The 19,118-nt window shown below is 53.2% G+C and carries 9 protein-coding genes; 5 read left to right on the forward strand and 4 right to left on the reverse strand.

Annotated elements, in window-relative coordinates:
• Positions 1–100: 100 nt before the first annotated feature.
• Positions 101–1,465: a leishmanolysin-related zinc metalloendopeptidase gene (locus ACRZ91_RS07260; RefSeq protein ID WP_480903750.1), complete on the reverse strand. Its 1,365-nt coding sequence runs from the start codon at positions 1,463–1,465 to the stop codon at positions 101–103.
• A 291-nt stretch (positions 1,466–1,756) separates the two neighbouring features.
• Positions 1,757–2,122 carry an MAPEG family protein gene (locus ACRZ91_RS07265; RefSeq protein ID WP_480903753.1) on the reverse strand — a complete coding sequence of 122 codons (366 nt, stop codon included), beginning with the start codon at positions 2,120–2,122 and terminating at the stop codon, positions 1,757–1,759.
• Between the two features lie 170 nt (positions 2,123–2,292).
• Here ACRZ91_RS07265 and ACRZ91_RS07270 point away from each other — a divergent pair, with 170 nt between their 5' ends.
• Entirely contained in the window at positions 2,293–2,889 is a 597-nt protein-coding gene (locus tag ACRZ91_RS07270) for a TetR/AcrR family transcriptional regulator (protein WP_480903756.1), read from the forward strand.
• A 548-nt stretch (positions 2,890–3,437) separates the two neighbouring features.
• Here the strand turns inward: ACRZ91_RS07270 and ACRZ91_RS07275 are convergent.
• Together ACRZ91_RS07275 and ACRZ91_RS07280 are read right to left on the reverse strand one after the other, a co-directional pair.
• On the reverse strand, positions 3,438–4,406 hold the full coding sequence (locus ACRZ91_RS07275; protein ID WP_170780961.1) for a DUF3179 domain-containing protein: 969 nt from the start codon (positions 4,404–4,406) through the stop codon (positions 3,438–3,440).
• A 724-nt stretch (positions 4,407–5,130) separates the two neighbouring features.
• Positions 5,131–8,331, reverse strand: coding sequence for an endonuclease/exonuclease/phosphatase family protein (locus ACRZ91_RS07280; protein WP_480903759.1), 3,201 nt, complete (start codon positions 8,329–8,331; stop codon positions 5,131–5,133).
• Between the two features lie 769 nt (positions 8,332–9,100).
• Here ACRZ91_RS07280 and ACRZ91_RS07285 point away from each other — a divergent pair.
• The 4 genes from ACRZ91_RS07285 to ACRZ91_RS07300 all read left to right on the forward strand — a co-directional run bounded on the left by ACRZ91_RS07285 (position 9,101) and on the right by ACRZ91_RS07300 (position 19,118).
• Positions 9,101–16,090: a GAF domain-containing protein gene (locus ACRZ91_RS07285; RefSeq protein WP_480903762.1), complete on the forward strand. Its 6,990-nt coding sequence runs from the start codon at positions 9,101–9,103 to the stop codon at positions 16,088–16,090.
• A 3-nt stretch (positions 16,091–16,093) separates the two neighbouring features.
• Entirely contained in the window at positions 16,094–16,435 is a 342-nt protein-coding gene (locus tag ACRZ91_RS07290; RefSeq protein WP_480903765.1) for an Hpt domain-containing protein, read from the forward strand.
• On the forward strand, positions 16,428–17,453 hold the full coding sequence (locus ACRZ91_RS07295; RefSeq protein ID WP_480457037.1) for an adenylate/guanylate cyclase domain-containing protein: 1,026 nt from the start codon (positions 16,428–16,430) through the stop codon (positions 17,451–17,453). Before ACRZ91_RS07290 ends, ACRZ91_RS07295 begins: the two co-directional genes overlap by 8 nt.
• 696 nt (positions 17,454–18,149) lie before the next feature.
• Positions 18,150–19,118, forward strand: a complete 969-nt coding sequence (locus ACRZ91_RS07300) for a VOC family protein (RefSeq protein WP_480903768.1) — start codon at positions 18,150–18,152, stop codon at positions 19,116–19,118.

The following is a 19,118-nucleotide window of genomic DNA, read 5'->3' on the forward strand; positions in this document are numbered from 1 at the left end:
TTTGGCCTATATGGCAATCATCATGTACTGTGAACGTGTCTTAAAAGAAAACAGAGGTGTCAGAACTGGCCAACGCCACTGCGAGTCGGCTTGGTGTTGTTCATGCAGTTAGAAAACCGTCGTACCAGGCCATCAGGTCAATTCCATCGCCAGAAGCGTTTGAACCATTCAGATCAGCCAATTCGTCTTCCCATCCGGCCGCAAGTTCATAGATCCCAAGGTCTTCTAGAGACGCGAGCGAAAAGTCTGCCAGATACATGGTATCGGTCTGCTCAACGATCCCTGTCATTAGCTCGGCATCCAGGGCTGCCTCGTCCCAATGACCTCCGGAAGTGCCGCGCCCGCCACCGCCTTCCACCGGAATGTTATCACCATACAAAGCCGTAGCTGCTGCCCCAGTGTAGACAAGATTACCTTTGGATTTCGTTGTCAGATCGTTGCCAGCAACATCCCAAAGGATACCAAATCCCAGCGTATGCATCATCTCGTGAAGTATGGTGTCATCCAATACGCCGAGCGCATCAAGTGAAGCTGCGTCAGTGAGGTCGATCGTAAGGGTCGCTCCCGCTGGTGTTTCAGCGGTGCCGTTACCGTCCCAATCGTTTGCTGCGTATATGTCTGCCGATGCTACCTCTCCGCCCAGCGCTCCCGATTCAAGTTTAACTTCAACATAGAGGTCATCGAGTACAAACTCCGTACCGTCTGACTTCAAACCGTTGTCATCATCCGTGAAGCCATAAGCAATGACTGAAGAAAGAAACTCCGCCGCCGCTTCAACGTAGCCTTTGATGGTTGTTGCAATCGCAGTGTCCCAATCTGTTCCGCTTCCTACAAATTCAATCTGAAAATTAAACGGGTCACTTGTGCCGCGATTGGTATCTACGGTGATAGTATCGTCGAACCCGGCATCGAGAGTGCCCGAAGTGTAGGTAGCTTCCACAGTGCTGCCGCCGCCTCCATCACCACCGCCATCATCGCCGCCGCCCGGTCGACCTCCACCGCCGCCGCCACCACCGCCGCCGAAGGGATTGCCCATGTTGAACTCTTGGTAGTCAACGAAGGTTGCATCGGAGCTCACGCTGGGTTGGTTTTCGAAGGCGGTTGGCTGAAGGAGTGTACGTAATGCCTGGCCATCGACTGGTGTAACCGGTTCGGATCCGTAGAGAGCGCCAACCTGCTCCAAGGAAAATTCAATAGTTGGATCAAGGCCATCTCCGCCTTCACCATCAGATCCGCTGACCGGATTGCCCGTGTTTAACACTTGGTAGTCATCGACGGATTTGTCGGAGTTCTTACTAGCATGATTTTCGAGAGCGGTAGACTGAAGGAGCGCGTACAATGCTGGGCCATCTGCGGGTGTACCCGGTTCGGGTGCGTTGGGAGCGTCAACCTGCTCCAAGTTAAATTCATCAATTGCATCAAAAAAATCGTCAAACAGAATTCGATCCAAACGTTTTGCGTGCATATTACCTATCTCCGAATTGAAGCCCCCACCAATACATCTGACTATCAGAATAAATGAGCACACATTAATGTATGAGCAATAAGCTATTCATGCTCAGTTAAAGCGGCAAGCGGCGGCTCTTTTGACCAAACCAACCGCACATTCTTACCTCAGCAAAGGTTCGGAATGGGCTCGTTGTCGCCGTTCATTGCTTTTCGGATCAGTGGCTGGTCGCAGGATGGTGGATGTCCAGCCCCTTAAGGTGGCACAATCGCTCAGCGGACACTTTTACCATTCTTCTTATGTTTCTGCTCAGGACCAAATTTGCCTCAACAGCCAGAATCCCATCATTAGGCCAGGTAACAAGTTAACAAGCATCGCCAAACCGCGTTTGGCGCTGTCGTAGAGCGCGTAATGCAGTATTCGTCCAGCTAGAAATACTGCGACCGCGAGCCAGAGCCAGTGCGTGTCGAGACCTGCATATTCCGAGGCGCCAAGAACTAGAGCAAAAAGTGGTGCATTCTCCATTAAGTTGCCGTGTATGCGAATGCGTTTAAAGAGCACCTCGTCTTCTCCATCCCCTCGCAAAACGCCACCGATCTTGTCCCGCCGCAGACCGACCCAACCAGTCATAGGAATGAGTATTATTGCCAGCACACTGACGAAGGTGAAGGTCACGGGAAGGAGCATTACTGACATTATGTCGGGCTGCCGTGATGTGCGAGTAGATATTCGGGCATGTTGTAATCTCCTGTTTTCTTCAACGATATGACGAATGACATAAATCTAAATATGATAAAGAACATTTTTTGGTGCGGTGCTAAGGTAAGCTAAACTCGGAGAGAGTGATGCCATACAGCGCTGAACATAAACAGAAAACACGCAAGAAGATTGTTGAGGCCGCCCGTATTCTGTTCAATAGGCACGGTTTTAACGGTGTATCAATTGATATGGTGATGAAGGAAGCCGGGCTAACACGCGGCGGCTTTTACAACCATTTCAAAAACAAGGAGGAACTGTTCAGCGAAGCTGTTAAGAGCTTTCTGATGGGACGGGGAGCTGAGTGGCGAGAAGAGGCCGGTGTAGATGTTTCCAACCTGAAACCCGAGATGGCCGAGCACATGATCAATGCCTATCTGTCTCCAGAACATCTTGGAGATCTGGATGGTCAATGCCCAATGATCGCCTTGCCGTCTGATATATCAAGAGGCGGGGTTGAAGCACAGATGTCATTTCAAATCCTGCTGGAAGCAATGGTTTCATTGTTCGAAACCAACATGAACCATGACGACGCGACCAACCGCCAATGGGCGCAAGCCATCAGCGCCCTTTGCATTGGTGGGATGGTGATTTCCAGAGCTCTACCCGATTCAGGACTTGCGAAGCAGGTACGCCTTGCGTCATGCCAATCTGCAATTTTCCTTTTAAGCCAAAGTCAAACTTAGTCTCACGAAAGCGGTCTTTCGTACTTATTGCAGCATTGGTTAGCTTGGGCTCGTTACGGACCTCGGATGCAACGCAGCAATTCATCCTTTTGATTAGCCTTGCAGCGTGGGGACGGCCCTTTCCCACCGTTACTCACTTCACTCTGTTTCTGAGGTTGCAGCCTGCTTTCCTGTCGTTCACTTCAACGCCAAATATGCTGATGGATCGTCGCAATGAACTTGGACATCATGGACCTCTATCGCCAAATACTACGGCTAGACAAGGCTCAATGAAATCGCCCGACGCTCTAGCTGCAAAAAGTGTGAAACGTCTCGGATTTTCGATTCTTGCGGCGGCGAAACCCACCGAAAAAGGGCGGATTTGATTCCTGAACTTCGTCCGACTGCTACATATAGATCCAAAACTCTTTGGTTTTATTTAATCTTGCCAATCTAATGGAGGCGGCTGGTTCTAAAACACCCTCCCAGTTGGTATCAGATGGATTTATCTAACAATCCCCCAGCGAAGAGTGACCGGGAAGTCGCTGGCGATGCAGGGCCCGGTACGTTCATCCCCCGTCGGCCAGCATCCATCTGCCTTCCGGCCAGAAGGCGTGGAATGCAAAGGCGAACATGACATCATGGGCGATATCCTGTCCCGATGCGTTACGCACCCGGACGGAACCTACATCGCGCCCCTTGGCGATGCGCCCGGTGTCGAGCGCCGAGGCCTGCCCCGCGCGCCAGGAGAGCGTTATCCCGGCCTCAGAGATCTCGCCCTCTGCGCTCAATCTCTCCAGAGTCCAGGCTTTGTCGCCGACGCGGACCAAGCGCGCCAGTGGGCTGATACCATGGGGCGGGTTTTCACCGGAATAGAGAAAAGGCCTCGACAGGGTGTCGTAGCCGCGATAAGGGTTGCGCCCATAGTCGCGATTATAGGCCGGTTCGTTCATCACCAGCCCATCTGGGTTACGGTTGCTGAACTCTTCCCAGCTTTCCATCCAAGTGGGCAGGGTCTTCAGTTCGGTGCCTGTCAGATCGCCGACGATGGCACGGCCGATGGCCTGCTGCCACCAGCTTTCAGTTTCGCGGTCATACATCACCATGTCGGAATGGCGCAGCTTGCCTGAGACGCCGAATGTGAGTGTGCCCGCAGCGGTGCGCCGATCGAAGCTCATGCCGGAATTGCACAATGGGCAATAGGTGACGGCCACCGGGATTCCGCCGACCCTATCATTCACAATCTCGTGCCATATTAGATAGCGTATTGGATAGGCCCGAGGCTCGGCCCCGTCGATCTCAAGCGTGATCACCGGCTCGCGTTTACCCAGCCTCGTTTCGTCAGAGGTGCGCAAGAAATTGGGATCATTGATCGCAGGGATTCCGTCCTTGGGCGGGCCGCCGGACTGAATCTCGGACCAATCCGTGACCGCACTGCGGCTGAAATTGGTCTGCGGCCACTCAAGTTCCCAGCGTTCGGGGCTGGCGAGCGCTGTACCGGCGACGAAGAGAAAGGCGAACAGGACAATACGGCGCATTGGCATCTCCGGTCGGTGGATGCGCAATCCTGACGGCTGGACATCTGCCTGCATAGGGCTGACACAGGAATGTGAATAGAATTCATACCTCCGGTATCAGGTTGCTCTCTCGGGGCTTAGGTAAACCAAGGTGGAGGCGAGAGCCGGGATTCCGGCTAGGATCTGCGCCACATGGTTCACTGTACCCCGAAACCGGCAAAGCGCCAGAAACGCAAGGCCCAACCAGGTCGCAAAAACTACGCTGCGCGTCCGTACCGTGGGCCACGTTTGAAATTAACACCTCCGCTTCGTAGTAGCTGATTTATTCGATTTTGAGCCCTGACTAGGACGCGGCTTTCGAAACAAGCACAAAGGATGCCCGCCAATCTCCATGGCGGCACCGACCTCAAGTAACTCATCGTCGAGAGAAAACTTGGAAAAGCCGGCCCAAAGGAGACATTCAACCGCTACCGGTAATGCTGCGGCGCGGCCCGTCAAACTTGCCATTCAACGCGGGAGAGAAATCGCAAGACAGGCAAACTCACAAAATGCGTACCTTCCTGCGCTTCGAATCTCGGACGCTAACAGGTCGAACAAATGACTTCGCCCACAGCCCATCGCAGTGACATAAATCTCTAGCTCTACAGGAGCCATTAACACACCGCTTAGGCTGCATCGCGATACAGCAATGCGGCCGCCGAAGCTGCTGTTTTCATAGTACACAAGAAGCTTGTGCGATTTCACACTACGCGATCAGGTTGTGATCAATCACATCAAAGGAAAATTCATCAACCGTAAACATAGTATCACCGCTTGCGGCCAACTCCACCGCGTCAAAACTCGTGCGGCCCAACGAACCTTGGAAATCACCTTCGGCGGCATCCGCGATCAGCGTGCCCACAAGCTCTCCGTCATCGTAGAACGCAACCTCCACTTCGCCGTTTCCATGACTTTCGTCGAAGCTAAACATAAACTCTACCGCCTCAAGATCCGCGTCCTCCAACGAGATCATCAAGCTTTCATCACCGTCGACTGACCTGGCTTCGCGTCCGAAGATCGGATCGTCGAAGGAATAGACACCTATCGCGCCATGCTTGGTGGCGACAAACTCGAAATTGGTCGGGTCAATCGCATCCACCTTAATACCAACATCCGAAAATTTGAGACTTTTGCGCACGGGACCAAGCCGGTCGACATCCACAACTTCGCCATCGATGCTCTCGAATGCTGTGGTTCTGAACCACCCATCTGCCTCGAACTCGATCGCCAGTGTCTGTGTGTCGGGCAGAAACAAGCTGGTCAGCATCGGGTCATGATCCGACGCTCGTGCGCTGGTTGCAGCAAATTCCGAATTGACATGGATAATGTCCACCAATGCGCCGGCATACAATCCCTCGGAGACCAGAATATGGTCTAACGATTGGCTGTTTCCCTGAAACTCGAAGGTATAGCGCTCGTCTTCCGGGATATCGTTTGTCAGGTTTACAAGGCTGGTGTTGTTTTCAAGATCGGCCACAGGTGAGACAAATTCGAATTCGTTGAAGTCACCCAATACAACCGCATTGGCCTCAGCACCAAGACCATTGACGAAGTCCTGCACCGCCTGACTCTGAGCCTGACGTTCATCTAGACTGCCATTCACTGTAACGTCCTCTTGACGCGCTGCAAAATCCTGTTCGGTCCCCAGAATGGGCGCGGATCCGCCTTTAGAGGAGAAGTGGTTGTTGACCACCGTCACCGTCTCGCCGTTGAAGACGAAATCAGCGACCAGCGGCAGGCGCGCGCCTTCGAACGCTTCGCCGGGACCTTGCCCACCGATGGTTTGCACCGATCCTTCAACCAGCGTGACACGCTCGGGATTGTACAGGAAAGCCGTGCGGATATTGCCGCCGGGCTGACCGCCAGATGTTCCGTCGCCGATGAAGGTATTGTCGATCACCTCATAGGCCGGACCACCTGCGGCAACGATGGCCGCGGCCAGCTCCGCAAGGGTTTCCGCCGCCGAAACGGTTCCGTCATTGACCGAACCGGAATTGTCCTGCACCTCTTGCAGGCCAATTATGTCGGGGCTGCCCAGGTTGTTGGTGATCTGCGCGGCAATGGCGTCAAACCGCCCATCGGCCACATCCTGATCACCGTCGTCATCATTTGGATCGAGGTTAAGCACATTGTACGTCGCAATTGTCAGTTCATTGGCCGAACCGGCAATGTCGGTCGATTCCGGTTCCAATCCGGCGGATTGAATGTCCCGGGTAAAATCCTCGGTCGGCAGGATTTCGAAGTTTCCGAAACTGTATCCAACCACGCCTGTGACGTCGCCGAGAAGATCACCGACGTTTACCGACGGGAAGTCAAAGTCGAAAATCCCGCTGTCTTCGTCGATCTGGATTTTTTCGGGGTTAAAGTCATCTGGCGAGATATTCAGCGTGCCGCGCTCGGAAAGACCCGTGGCACCGCTGCCCTGATCGGTAACGGCAAAAATCTCGCCAAACCGGCTGGTTCCGCTGACGGGTTGCAGATCGGTCGCCGTCACGCGCATGCCTTCGAGGCTTTCGAAGAAGTCGATGCCGTCCTGAATGGGTTCGAATGAGGCGAAAGCATCATCGTCGATGCTCTGGTTCGGAACTGCCCGTTCACCCGGATCATTGCCGATCGTAACCGCATCTGGCAGGGTATTGCCTGAAGACTGGACTTCAAGATCGAACACATTCGTCAGCTGCGTACTCGACAGGTTTCCGCTGCCTGTACCGCCAGGGAAAAATTCAGCAACTGTTCCACCCACTGAAACTGCGTCTCCGACAGAGACAGTCGGGCTGGAACCAGTGAACACGAATATCGCGTCTGAGGTGGTATCATCACCGTCACCATCCGGGTCCTGCAAGTAAAACCCGTTGGAATCCACCGCTGTAACAATACCGCTGGTCGAAACCAAGTCGCCAAAAACGTTCGATGTGCCGGCGGGGAGGGTCTCATAAAACTCGGCAACGGTCTGCCCTTCGGCCAGAACAAAATCAGACACATGACCCGCGCCCTGGATCTCGTAGATTGCAACGATTTCGATGTCGCTGGCCGAGACAGACACTTCCACGATAGGGGCGAGGATGCCGTCATATGCCGGGTCATTGGATGTGACAGAATGCTGTATTTCCGCGAACTCGGCCGCCTCAGGCAAATCGTCATCAACCGCTGTCACTGCAACTTGCTGCGGCTGATCAAAATTTGTCGCATCAAATACAAGCTCGGCCGGTACGACATCCAGATCAGCGCCCACCGCGATGGTGATTGTGACCGGTTGCGTAGGTGCGACAGACAATGTGACTTCGTATGTATCCGCCATGCCACCTTCATCGGTGGCAAGGTCCAAATCGTTGATTATAACTGAGGGCGACGGTGTGGCATCAGTGACAGTGAAACTCGCCGGTTCGATATCGTCGATCCGTGAATTATCGGTCACCCAGTTTGCCGCGTTGTTGATGGCTGCCTGTAGCTCTGCCTTATTGCCTGTAAGCGGACCATTATAGACTCCGTTGTCGGTCTCGGGAATAGCCACAGCGCTGGTGCCCACAGTCAGACCCGCGGGCAGGGCCGAAGTGTTTGAAGAAGTTGCGTCAGCTTCATAACCAGTGCCGTTGAAATGAACAGACGCAACAAAAGACGGCGCGGTCTCGTTCCCCTGGTAGGCATGTATCTGATCCCCGCTTGCAGAGAAGGATGGCCCCGAGAAAGCTGGATTTATTACGGTTCCCGCCGCGATATTTGCAGGTGCCGTCCAGATAAAAACACCCTCAGTACTGCGAAAACCGCCCGCTGCGAGCCAGCCATTGTCAGTAAATCTGATCTCAGTCCCGGCTTCGATGTCAGTCAGGGCAACGAAAGTGAACTCATCAGGGTTGTCAGAATTGAAACCGGTAAACGCAATATCGCCAGCAGCTAAAACGGTCGTCATGTCAGTACCTCTTTATAGATAAGAAAAAAGGCAGCGGCCTACGAGAGACTCGCCGCTACACAACCCAAGGTAGCGTACGCTAGAGGGATTAGTTAAAAAGTTGTGTACAATCGAACAATACGGCGGAGCTTTGCCGCTAGATGTTCGTCAGGCCGTTGCTCACATAAGCAACTGGTGAAAATCGCAATGTTTGAGCAGTTCTAAGTGCAGTCAGTATTTTGTTGGAGTTCAATTTTTATCCGCCAAGAATAGACCATCAACATGGCTGCAACCTAAGTGCCGGCTTTTAAACAAGTTTCGCGCATTGATTGCTATAGAAATGAAAATAGTAGCCCAAACCAGACACTCAAATGTGCCAAACGGACCCAACCGGACCCGCAGCCCGTTGACTCCATGCTGCGGCGCGGCCCGTCGAACCTGCCGTTCGCTGCGAGCGCAAAATCAAAGGCTGCCTGAACATTCGACATGCGGACCTTGCGGCCATCCGCATTTTTGGCCCGGTGGGCCGCTCGCAACCCAAAGATGATATACAACAGCGATGTTTGAGTATTCTGGGAAGTTTAACACAGCTCCTATTTAGGATACCTTTTTAGCAAATAGGGCGGCTTTCTTTATGACTCTGAGGATCTTCCCAAGGCCACACCATACCGGCATCGCTCGAAGCGCATTGAATACTGTCTGCAAAGAAACTCTGTGACTTATATCTTATGCCCAGTAAACTCCGGTGTTGTGTGTGTTTCATTAGTTGGTGCGGGAGCTGCGAACGCAGGTGGGTGGAAAGAGGACATCGGAAGAGACGGAAAGTTCAGCGTCGTCGACTGCGCAAAGTTCGGGGCTCAGCGCGGATGATCAGCAGGCGCGGTTCGAAGCTACTGCGCGGGTTATGCAGGCGATTTCTGAGACCAAGGATGACATCCAACCAGTATGCGACTTGATTTTAACGCTGGCAAAAGATCTCTGCGATGCCATTTTTGCTGGTCTGGTTCTCGGGCAAGAAGGGGATGCGCGTCAGCAACTGATTGCCAGCGTCAATCTGCACCCGGATATTCAGCAGCTGTGGCTCGACGGCAAATACACGATGGAGCCAGGCAACTCCATCGTGACGGACACTATTCTCAGCGGTAAGACCAGGCGTGTTGTCGACATGGGCGACACCGATTTCCACAAATCGGGCGATGAGCGCTTTAAACTCATTGTCGACACGCATGGGTGCAGAAGCAATCTGTTTGTTCCTTTGAAAGTGGGTGGCAGTGCAATCGGATGCCTGATGCTGGCACGGGATGAGGTGCGACCGTACTCCGACGATCAGGTCCAGCTGGTAGAAACTTTCGCCGCGCAGGCGGTCATTGCAATTGAAAATGTTCGCCAGTTTAGCAAGCTGCAGGTCCGTCTGGCTCGTGAAGGGGCAACGCGCGATGTGCTGGAGACGATCAGTCGATCTCGGGAAGATGAAGCGCCAGTCTTTCAGACGATCCTGGAAAACACGGCCCGGCTTTGCGAAACAGATGTAGCCACGTTGAGCCTGCTAAATGAGGCAGGAACTCATTTGGAATACGCGGCCCATTTTGGTGATCAATTGGCTACGTACAAGGTCGGCGTGGATCGCTGGTCTTTGGAGTCAAATTTACAAATTGCCGAGTCCGTGCGGGAAGCGCGCGTTATTCACAACGTCGATTTGCGCGAGACAGACCACTACATCAACGGGGATCCTTGGCGCCGGCAACTGGTTGATGAGGAAGGTGTCCGTTCGTTTCTAACGGTTCCTTTGATGTCGGCAAATGGTGACCCCGTCGGTGTCATTGGGATTTACCGGCGTGAAGTGCGGCCATTTACTGAAGATGAAATCTCTTTGGTCGAGGGCTTTGCGGCGCAGGCTGTGATCGCAATAGATAACACCCGTCAAATGAAGGAACTGCACACTCAGTTAGAACGCCAAACGGCGACGCAGGAGGTTCTGAGTGTTATCAGCAAAAGCCGGGACAACGATGCGCGCGTCTTTGAAGCGGTGCTGCAGCAGGCCACGGAAATCTGTGACGCGGATCAGGCGGCACTGGTTTTGGTCAACGCTGCAGGAACCCATATTCAATTGGCCGGTGCATGGGGGCACGATAGAACCGACGTCGAATTGGGAGAAGAGTGGCCTCTTGATGGTTCAGTCACGGCGGCGGCGGCGATACGAAATTGCAAGGTTGTACGCGTCGAGGACATCGCCGACACTGAGTTCTACCGCTCGGGTGATCCTACTGCTGTTACAATGGTCGAGGTCGAAGGCATCAGGTCACGGGTTGTTGTGCCATTGATGCAGGGGGAACAGGCGATAGGTGCTATTGCGCTTAGCCGCCGCGAAGTCCGCCCGTTTTCTGATCCCGACGTGCAATTCATTGAAGAGTTTGCCAAACACGCAGTCATAGCGATAGAAAATACGCGCCAGTTTCGCGAAGTTCAGGAACGACTTGAGCGCGAAAAAGCATCGCGAGAAATCCTCGAAGTCATAAGCCGTAGCCGCGACGACGAAAGACCTGTATTCCAGAGCATTCTCGAAAACTCCAGCCGTCTGTGCAAAGCGCCACTCGCCTTCTTGTGTATCGCTGATCACGAACGCGGGATCGCAACGATCCCAGCCAATATTGGTGCGAGAATCGATTTTGACGAAGCGCTCAAAAATTTTATGGAGCCACTTACACGCACTGAATTAATTGCGATCAAACCAATGATCGATGGCGAGGTCATTCGCCAGGACGATATCGCGGACGATCCCCTTTACCTCAGGGATCGTGATCCGAAGCGGGTTCAGATGGTTGAGATTGAAGGAGCCCGCTCGGTTCTGGCCGTTCCGTTGATGAAGGATGGCAACGGTCTAGGGGTGATCGTACTCTATCGTCGTGAAGTTGCGCCATTCTCAGACGACGACGTGGCACTGGTCCAAACCTTCGCGGCTCAAGCCGTTATCGCAATGGAAAACGTCCGACAGTTTCGCGAAGTTCAGGATCGCACAGCGGAAGTTACGCAAGCTTTGGAATATCAGACCTCTACATCCGAAGTGCTACGGGTTATTTCGGCGTCACCAAATGAGTTGGCGCCTGTTCTCGATGCTATCCTCAAAGAAGCGTCGCGCATCTGCGAATTGCAGGATGCCTATGTTGCAATGTTGAACCCCGACGATCAGCTTTTTCATGTTCTTGCCATACTTACGCAGGACACGACCTTTGCGGAATATGTCAAAGCGCATCCTATTTCGCCTGATGAAAGCGGTGTAAGCGGGCGTGCCATACTGTCGAAACGCACCATCTATATCGAAGATGTCGAAACCGAGACGTCTTATACTTGGATAGAGGATAGCGGCGTCGGGGAATATCGGTCCGTGCTCGGGGTCCCGTTGGTCAAAAATGGCGAGGTTGTGGGTGTAATTTCGGTCGGGTCAACCGAGGTTTCGGGATTTTCCACCAAGCAGATTCAGTTGTTAGAAACCTTCGCCGACCAAGCGATTATCGCCATTACAAATGCCAACCTGTTCCGGGAAGTGGAGGAACGCACTGCCGAGGTCGTGCAGTCACTAGAATACCAGACTGCCACGTCAGAGGTTTTAGATGTCATCTCTCGTTCGCCTAACGATCTTCCACGGGTGCTAGATGCAATCCTGGAAGTTTCCTCACGCATCTGCGACCCAGAATATGCATTCTTTGCAATGCGGGATGCTGACGATGGGTTGTACCGTGTGGCCATCTCCCACAACGTGAGTGATGCGTTTCTTGACTATTTGTCAGACAACCCAATTGCCCCAGAGGAAGGCTCGTGCATCGGCCGCACGGCCCTTCACGGCAAGACTGTTTACATAAAAGATACAAGTAAGGATCCATCTTACACATGGAAGGTGGCGGCGGAGATCGGTGATTACCTTACCACCCTCGGCGTCCCCTTAGTCAGCGAAGGCGTGACCGTTGGTGTTATCGTCATGGCGCACCGGAAGCCCGGGGCGTTTAGCGAAAAACAGGTCAACCTGTTAGAGACATTCGCCTCCCAGGCTGTGATCGCCATCAACAACACCCGGTTGTTCAAAGAAGTGCAGGCCCGTACAGCAGAAGTTGAAGAAGCGCTCGACTATCAAACAGCCACGTCTGAAGTGCTGGGAGTGATCTCGCGCTCGCCAAATGAACTCGATCCCGTACTCAAAGCTATTTTGCAAGTGGCGGTTCGCATCTGCAAACCCGAGGCGTCTTACGTCGCACTACTGAATGAAGAAACCGGAGTATACGACATTGCTGCGACCCATAATTCCGCCGCAGCTCATTACGACGTCATAACCCGTCAGGTGCTTGTTCCAGACAAGGGCACGACCACGGGGCGCGCCGCGCTGACAGGCAAAACGGTGTACATTGAAGATTTTGAGTACGACCCGGACTATGCTTGGAAAGAAGAAGCACTGGGTGCCGGATTTCGTTCGGCTTTGGGGGTCCCACTGGTAAAGGATGGGGTCACGCTCGGCGTGATTTCACTTGCTCATTCGAAAGTTGGGGCGTTCTCGGACAAGCAGATAGCTTTGGTTGAAACGTTCGCTTCGCAAGCGGTAATTGCGCTTGGAAATGCGCACCTTTTCGACGAGGTAACAGCCCGAACTGAGGAAGTTGAGGAATCCTTAGCCTACCAGAAAGCCACAAGCGAGGTGCTCGAAGTTATTTCCCGATCTCCTGATGCATTGGAGCCTGTACTGGAGGCGTTGCTGGCCGTTTCGTCTCGCATTTGTCGCCTGCAGGATGCCTTCGTGGCGCTTAAGGCACCCGAAGATGGGAAGTACCATTATTTTGCCGGGCACAATTTGTCGGGCAAATTCGCGGATTTTTTAAAGGCGCATCCTTTTGAGCCCGGGGAAACATCGGCCACGGCACGTGCGCTTCTGCATGGACGGGCCGACTATGTTGAAGATACGCAAGCTGACCCTAATTACGATCCGCTGCTCAAATCCAATCTCGAGGGCTATCGATCCGTCCTTTCCGTGCCACTGATCCGCGATGGTGTCACAATCGGTGTCATCAGCATGGGCAGCCGAATAACTGCGGCTTTCGACGAGAAGCAAATCAAGCAGATGGAGACATTTGCGTCACAGGCAATCATCGCTATTCAGAACTCGCAGCTTTTCAATGACACGCAAACCGCGCTTGCCCGCCAAACCGCCAGTGCAGATGTGCTGCGGGTAATATCTGAATCCCCAACCGATACCAAACCCGTGTTCGAGAAGATTGTTGGTCTGGCAACCACGCTGATAGATTGCGACTTGGCAATTGCTATTCAAGCAAACAAAACCGAAATTTGGCAGGTTGCTGTCGCAACGCCAGCAGGTGTGGAAAAAGTCGAGTGGACGGATCGACTTCCGATTGACCCCGAAGACAACCTGCCGTCCTGGGCAATCAAAAGCGGCAAGACGCTACACATGCCAAATTGGCGCTACGATGAACTACCGCGGCGCGACAAGAAGATATTTCGCGAGAAGGGCTTTAAATCGTTTTTGATGGTGCCCTTGATGCGCGGAAAAGACTGTTTCGGCAACTTGGTCTTTATTCGAAAGACGTCCAAGGTTTTTACCAAAGACGAAGTGTCCATTGCAGAGTCATTTGCCGCTCAGGCCATAATCGCGCTGGAAAATGTACGCCTGTTCAATGAAACTCAGTCTTCCTTGGCCCGGCAGACTGCGAGTGCTGATGTATTGCGGGTGATCAGCCAATCGCCCACGGATACAACGCCTGTTTTTGAGGTGATCGTAGATTCCGCGACACGGCTCGTTTCGTGCGACATGGCCGGTGCGGCGTTGTCGGATGAGAGTTTCTGGTGGCAAGTGGCTTTGGCCTCGCCCAAAGGGCTGATACGTGATTTCGGAAGAACTCGGCACCCGCTGGATACGCAAGACAATTTTCTGTCGTCGGTATTGCTGTCTGGAAAAACCATGCATGTGCATGATTTGTCGTCGGGTGACTTGCCGCGGTTGGCAAAGAAGCTTCACGAAGAAAGCGGGTTTGAAGCTTTCCTTGGCGTGCCATTGATGCGCGGAGGCAAATGTCTGGGCGGCCTCTATTTCATCAGAAAATCCAAAACACCCTTCTCGGATGACGATATTGCAATGGCCGAGTCCTTTGCCGATCAATCTGTTATTGCGATCGAGAACGTACGCCTTTTCCGCGAAGCTGAAGAAGCGCGCGAGGCTGCTGAAACTGCCAACGAAGCAAAAAGCGCATTCCTGGCCACCATGTCACATGAGATACGCACGCCCATGAACGCGGTGATCGGGATGAGCGGCCTGTTGATGGACACAGAGTTGGATGCAGAGCAAAGCGACTATGCAAACACCATCCGCGATAGTGGTGACGCGCTGTTGGGTATCATCAACGAGATCCTCGACTTCTCGAAAATTGAAGCCGGGCAGATGGATATCGAAAACCATCCGTTCGACCTGCGCGAATGCATAGAAAACGCTCTCGACTTAGTCAGCGGCAAAGCCGCCGAGAAACAACTGGATTTAGCCTATGAGTTCGATGACGCGCTACCACTGGCAATTAGCGCGGATCTGACCAGATTGCGGCAAATTCTGCTGAACCTGCTTTCTAACGCAGTGAAGTTCACCGAAAGCGGCGAAGTGGTTCTGTCTGTTGAACAATCCGCCAAGGTACAGGGATCGCTCGAACTAACGTTCAAAGTCCGAGACACTGGAATCGGCCTATCCCAAAAGGGCATGAGCCGATTATTTCAGTCTTTCAGTCAGGCAGATAGTTCAACGACCAGAAAATATGGCGGCACTGGTCTGGGTCTTGCGATCTCGAAACGCCTAGCAGAACTCATGGGCGGGACCATGTGGGCTGAAAGCGATGGCGAGGGGAGCGGTTCCACCTTTGTTTTCAAGATCCAGGCCAAACCTGCAAAGCCAGTTAAATCGTCTTCTCGCAATCTTGTTGGTGTTCAGCCTGAACTCGAAGGCAAGCGAATTTTGATGGTGGATGACAATGCCACCAATCGTAAAATCCTTTCTCTGCAAACTGAGAAATGGGGCACGCAGACAACGACGTATGGATCTCCGTCAGAGGCGCTGAGCATACTTGAAGAAGGCGTCGAGTTCGATTTGGCCATTCTCGACATGCATATGCCTGACATGGATGGAGAAGAGCTCGCAAAAAGGGTTCGCGCCAAGAAACCGGGCTTGCCACTCATCCTTTTCAGTTCACTTGGCCCGCGCGATATAGACCTTGAGGATGGGCTCTTCGCCGCCAACCTTGCCAAACCTCTGCGCCAATCCCACCTGTTCGATACCCTGGTCACATTGTTCGCGACTGAAAAGGTGCGCGTAGAGCCGTCCAAACCTCAGGGCAAACCACAAACAGATCCGGATATGGCCACACGACATCCACTGCGGATTTTGCTGGCCGAGGATAATTTGGTGAACCAGAAACTTGCGCTGCGACTGCTGGAACAGATGGGCTATCGCGCTGATTTGGCCAGCAATGGTGTTGAAGCGGTCGAAAGCGTCAACCGGCAAACATATGATGTCGTTTTCATGGATGTGCAAATGCCCGAGATGGACGGGCTTGAAGCATCTCGTCGTATGAACAAAGCGCATCCGGATGGCAGTCGTCCTCGCATAGTCGCGATGACCGCGAACGCCATGCAGGGCGACCGTGAGATGTGCCTGAAAGCAGGGATGGACGACTACATCACTAAACCGATCCGCGTATCGGTCCTAATTGAAGCCCTGTTAAATTCCCCCAGAATAAGAAGGTGATCCATGACAGACAGCCCGATTGATCATGAAATCTTCATGGAGCTTAAAGACGCTACAGGCGAAGATTTTGCAGCCGAGCTTGTGAACACCTTTCTCGACGAAGCGCCTGGCATGGTTGACGAATTGAAAGCGGCTGCGGGCGCGGCTGATGCCGACCGATACCGCCGTGCTGCGCACTCCATTAAGTCGAATGCCAATACCTTTGGGGCGATTGCTCTCGCCGAACGGGCCAGGAAAATCGAGCTCGGAGAGCTGCCTGAAGCCGGGGACCTTACAGACGCGACGGCGCTGGAAACCGACCTTACCATTGCTGCAGCTGCTTTACGGAGCCTGATTGATGTCTGACGCCCCGGGTCATTTGCTCATCGTTGATGACAACAAGGTGAACCGCTTGCTTTTGTCGCGCAGCGTAGAGCTTTTGGGTCACCAGGCATCGGTCGCGGAAAACGGCCGGGTCGCAATGGAGATGCTGTCTAACCAGCCGTTTGATTTGCTTCTGCTGGATATCGAAATGCCTGAAATGGACGGCTTTCAGGTTCTCGAAGCCATCAAATCAGACACCGACCTGCGTGATCTGCCGGTGATCGTGACGTCATCTGTTGAGGGGCTCGACAATGTCGTGCGCTGTATCGAATTGGGTGCGGAAGACTACCTGCCAAAACCGGTCAATAAGACACTACTCGGTGCGCGCGTCGCCAGCGGTCTTGAAAAGAAAAGACTCAGGGACGAGCAGAAACGTCTGCTAGAGCGCTTTGCAACAACGGAGGTTGCACAAGACCTGCAAGAGTCTGGCTTTGCGATAGGTGGCAAGCGTGCCAATGCTTCGGTCCTCTTCTGTGACATTCGCGGTTTCACGACCTTGTCTGAAAATCTCGCACCAGAGGAAACAATTGACCTGCTCAATACGTTCTACACGTTGATGTTCGAGGCTGTTACCAGCAATGGCGGAATTGTCAGCCTGATGCTGGGTGACGGTTTGATGGCTCTTTTTGGAGTTCCGCAACCACTGCCTAATACTGCGCAAAGTGCAGTGGCGGCAGGGCATGAAATGCACAACATGATCGAGATGTTAAATCTCGAAAGGCGCTCAGAAGCGAAAAGTGACCTGAAAATCGGCATCGGAATTGCGACTGGCGAAGTCGTCGCCGGCTATGCCGGTACGGACAATCGAGCGACGTATACTTGCATAGGATCGACCGTAAACCTTGCTGCTCGCCTCGAGGCAGAAACGCAGAAAACCGGAAGCCGTATATTGATTGATCAAGAAACCTTCGATCTGTTGGAAGGGGCAAATGTGTTGGAGACATTTGGTAGAACAATGATCAAGGGTTTCTCCGATCCGTTCGATATCCATGCGCTATGACCATTCATGCAACCTGGTAAGCGCATCTACACTGGGTGTAGTTGCGCTTGTGGCTTTGCTTTTCGCCCGATGATTTTCATATGTGGCTCAGTGATTGGAGACTAGATATTGTCAAACTTCGCAAAGTCCGCTTTCTGCGCATTGCTGCAATTGGGGCATCGCGCAGCATCGGCCAAAGTGGACTCTATGCCGCCATCGGAGCGACCGCGGCATCCTGCCGTTCGGGCCGTTTTGAACCGATTAGGAGCGGCCCATAAGAGACATTCGCCACCCGCCTAAATTTCTGGGGTCGCAGGCCGCTTTGCGGCCATTCGCCGCGATAGCGAGATCTCGAGGTCCGTGAATGGGAGAGGCGCGGGACAAAGCCGCCGTGTGCTTCGGGTGAAATGAAGGGAACATCATCGCCGAAGGCGTTCGAACTTTTTTGGGCGGCGGGAAAATTATTTATCCATCTCTAATTGCAGTGGCCGTCAGCGATATTCGCTCCAAGTTAGAAGAGCCTTACTCCACTACGTCAGAGCACGGTTTGCCTCTCCTGAGCTGTAATTTATTGGTAGTCTAAAACGAGCATCCAAACTAACCGAGCCAGCTAGGTAGAACGTTGCTGTCCCTCTTGTCCGCCTGATGGACAAAAGTATTTTGTGGCATGCCTATTACCATGAATTGAGGAAGCAATATCTTCGGGAGAAGATTAGTATGATCACCGCGCTAAGCTACATCGGTATTCGTTCCAACAAGTCAGACGAATGGCGGCAGTTCGCCGGCAATATGCTGGGCATGCAGGTTTTGGATCACGGGGGTCGCAATACGGCGTTTCGGATGGATGATCAGTGCCAGCGGTTGATCATATCAGACGAGCCCGGCGATACCCTGGCCTATATCGGATGGGAGGTTGGCGAGAAGTCTGACCTGGAAAGGCTTGCCACTAAACTGGAGGCGGCGGGGCACAATGTGACCCCGGGGGATCGCGGACTGGCCGATCGCCGCTATGTGACTGAAATCATTACATGTGTCGATCCTGCCGGGAATCGGCTTGAGTTCGTCTGGAAGCCGGAGAAAACAACCGATCCCTTTATCCCAGGTCGACCCATCGAAGGATTCAAGACCGGCCCATATGGCATGGGGCACGCTGTTTTGCACGTGTCCAACGCCGAAGCGCTTGTACCTTTTTACCGCGACGTACTTGGCTTTCATTTAAGCGATTATGGGTTGCGGCCCATTCCTCTCTATTTTTTTCATGTCAACGGCCGGCATCATAGTTTTGCAATCGTCGGGTCGGGGCAGGCAGGGTTTCATCACTTCATGGTGGAATACGACAATCTAGACGACGTGGGTCAGGGGTATGATCTGGCACAGAATGGTCTTGCCGAAATCGCCTATACATTGGGGCGGCACACAAATGATTACATGACAAGCTTTTATGCCCATACGCCGTCGGGCTTTTTCGTGGAAAGCGGTTGGGGCGGGAGGATCATCGACCCATCCACCTGGGAGCCTTGCGAAACAAATGTCGGGCCCAGCTTTTGGGGCCACGAACGGCTGTACCTGAACGAACAGGAACGCGCCGCATTTCGGGATAAGCGACTGGCAACCGCAGCCGCGGGGCACCGGGCACCTAGCGTTGTGAATTGCCCGTGGCTCTACGGACAAGTCCCCGAGGTCTGA

This window comes from Ruegeria sp. O11 (genome assembly GCF_056535285.1).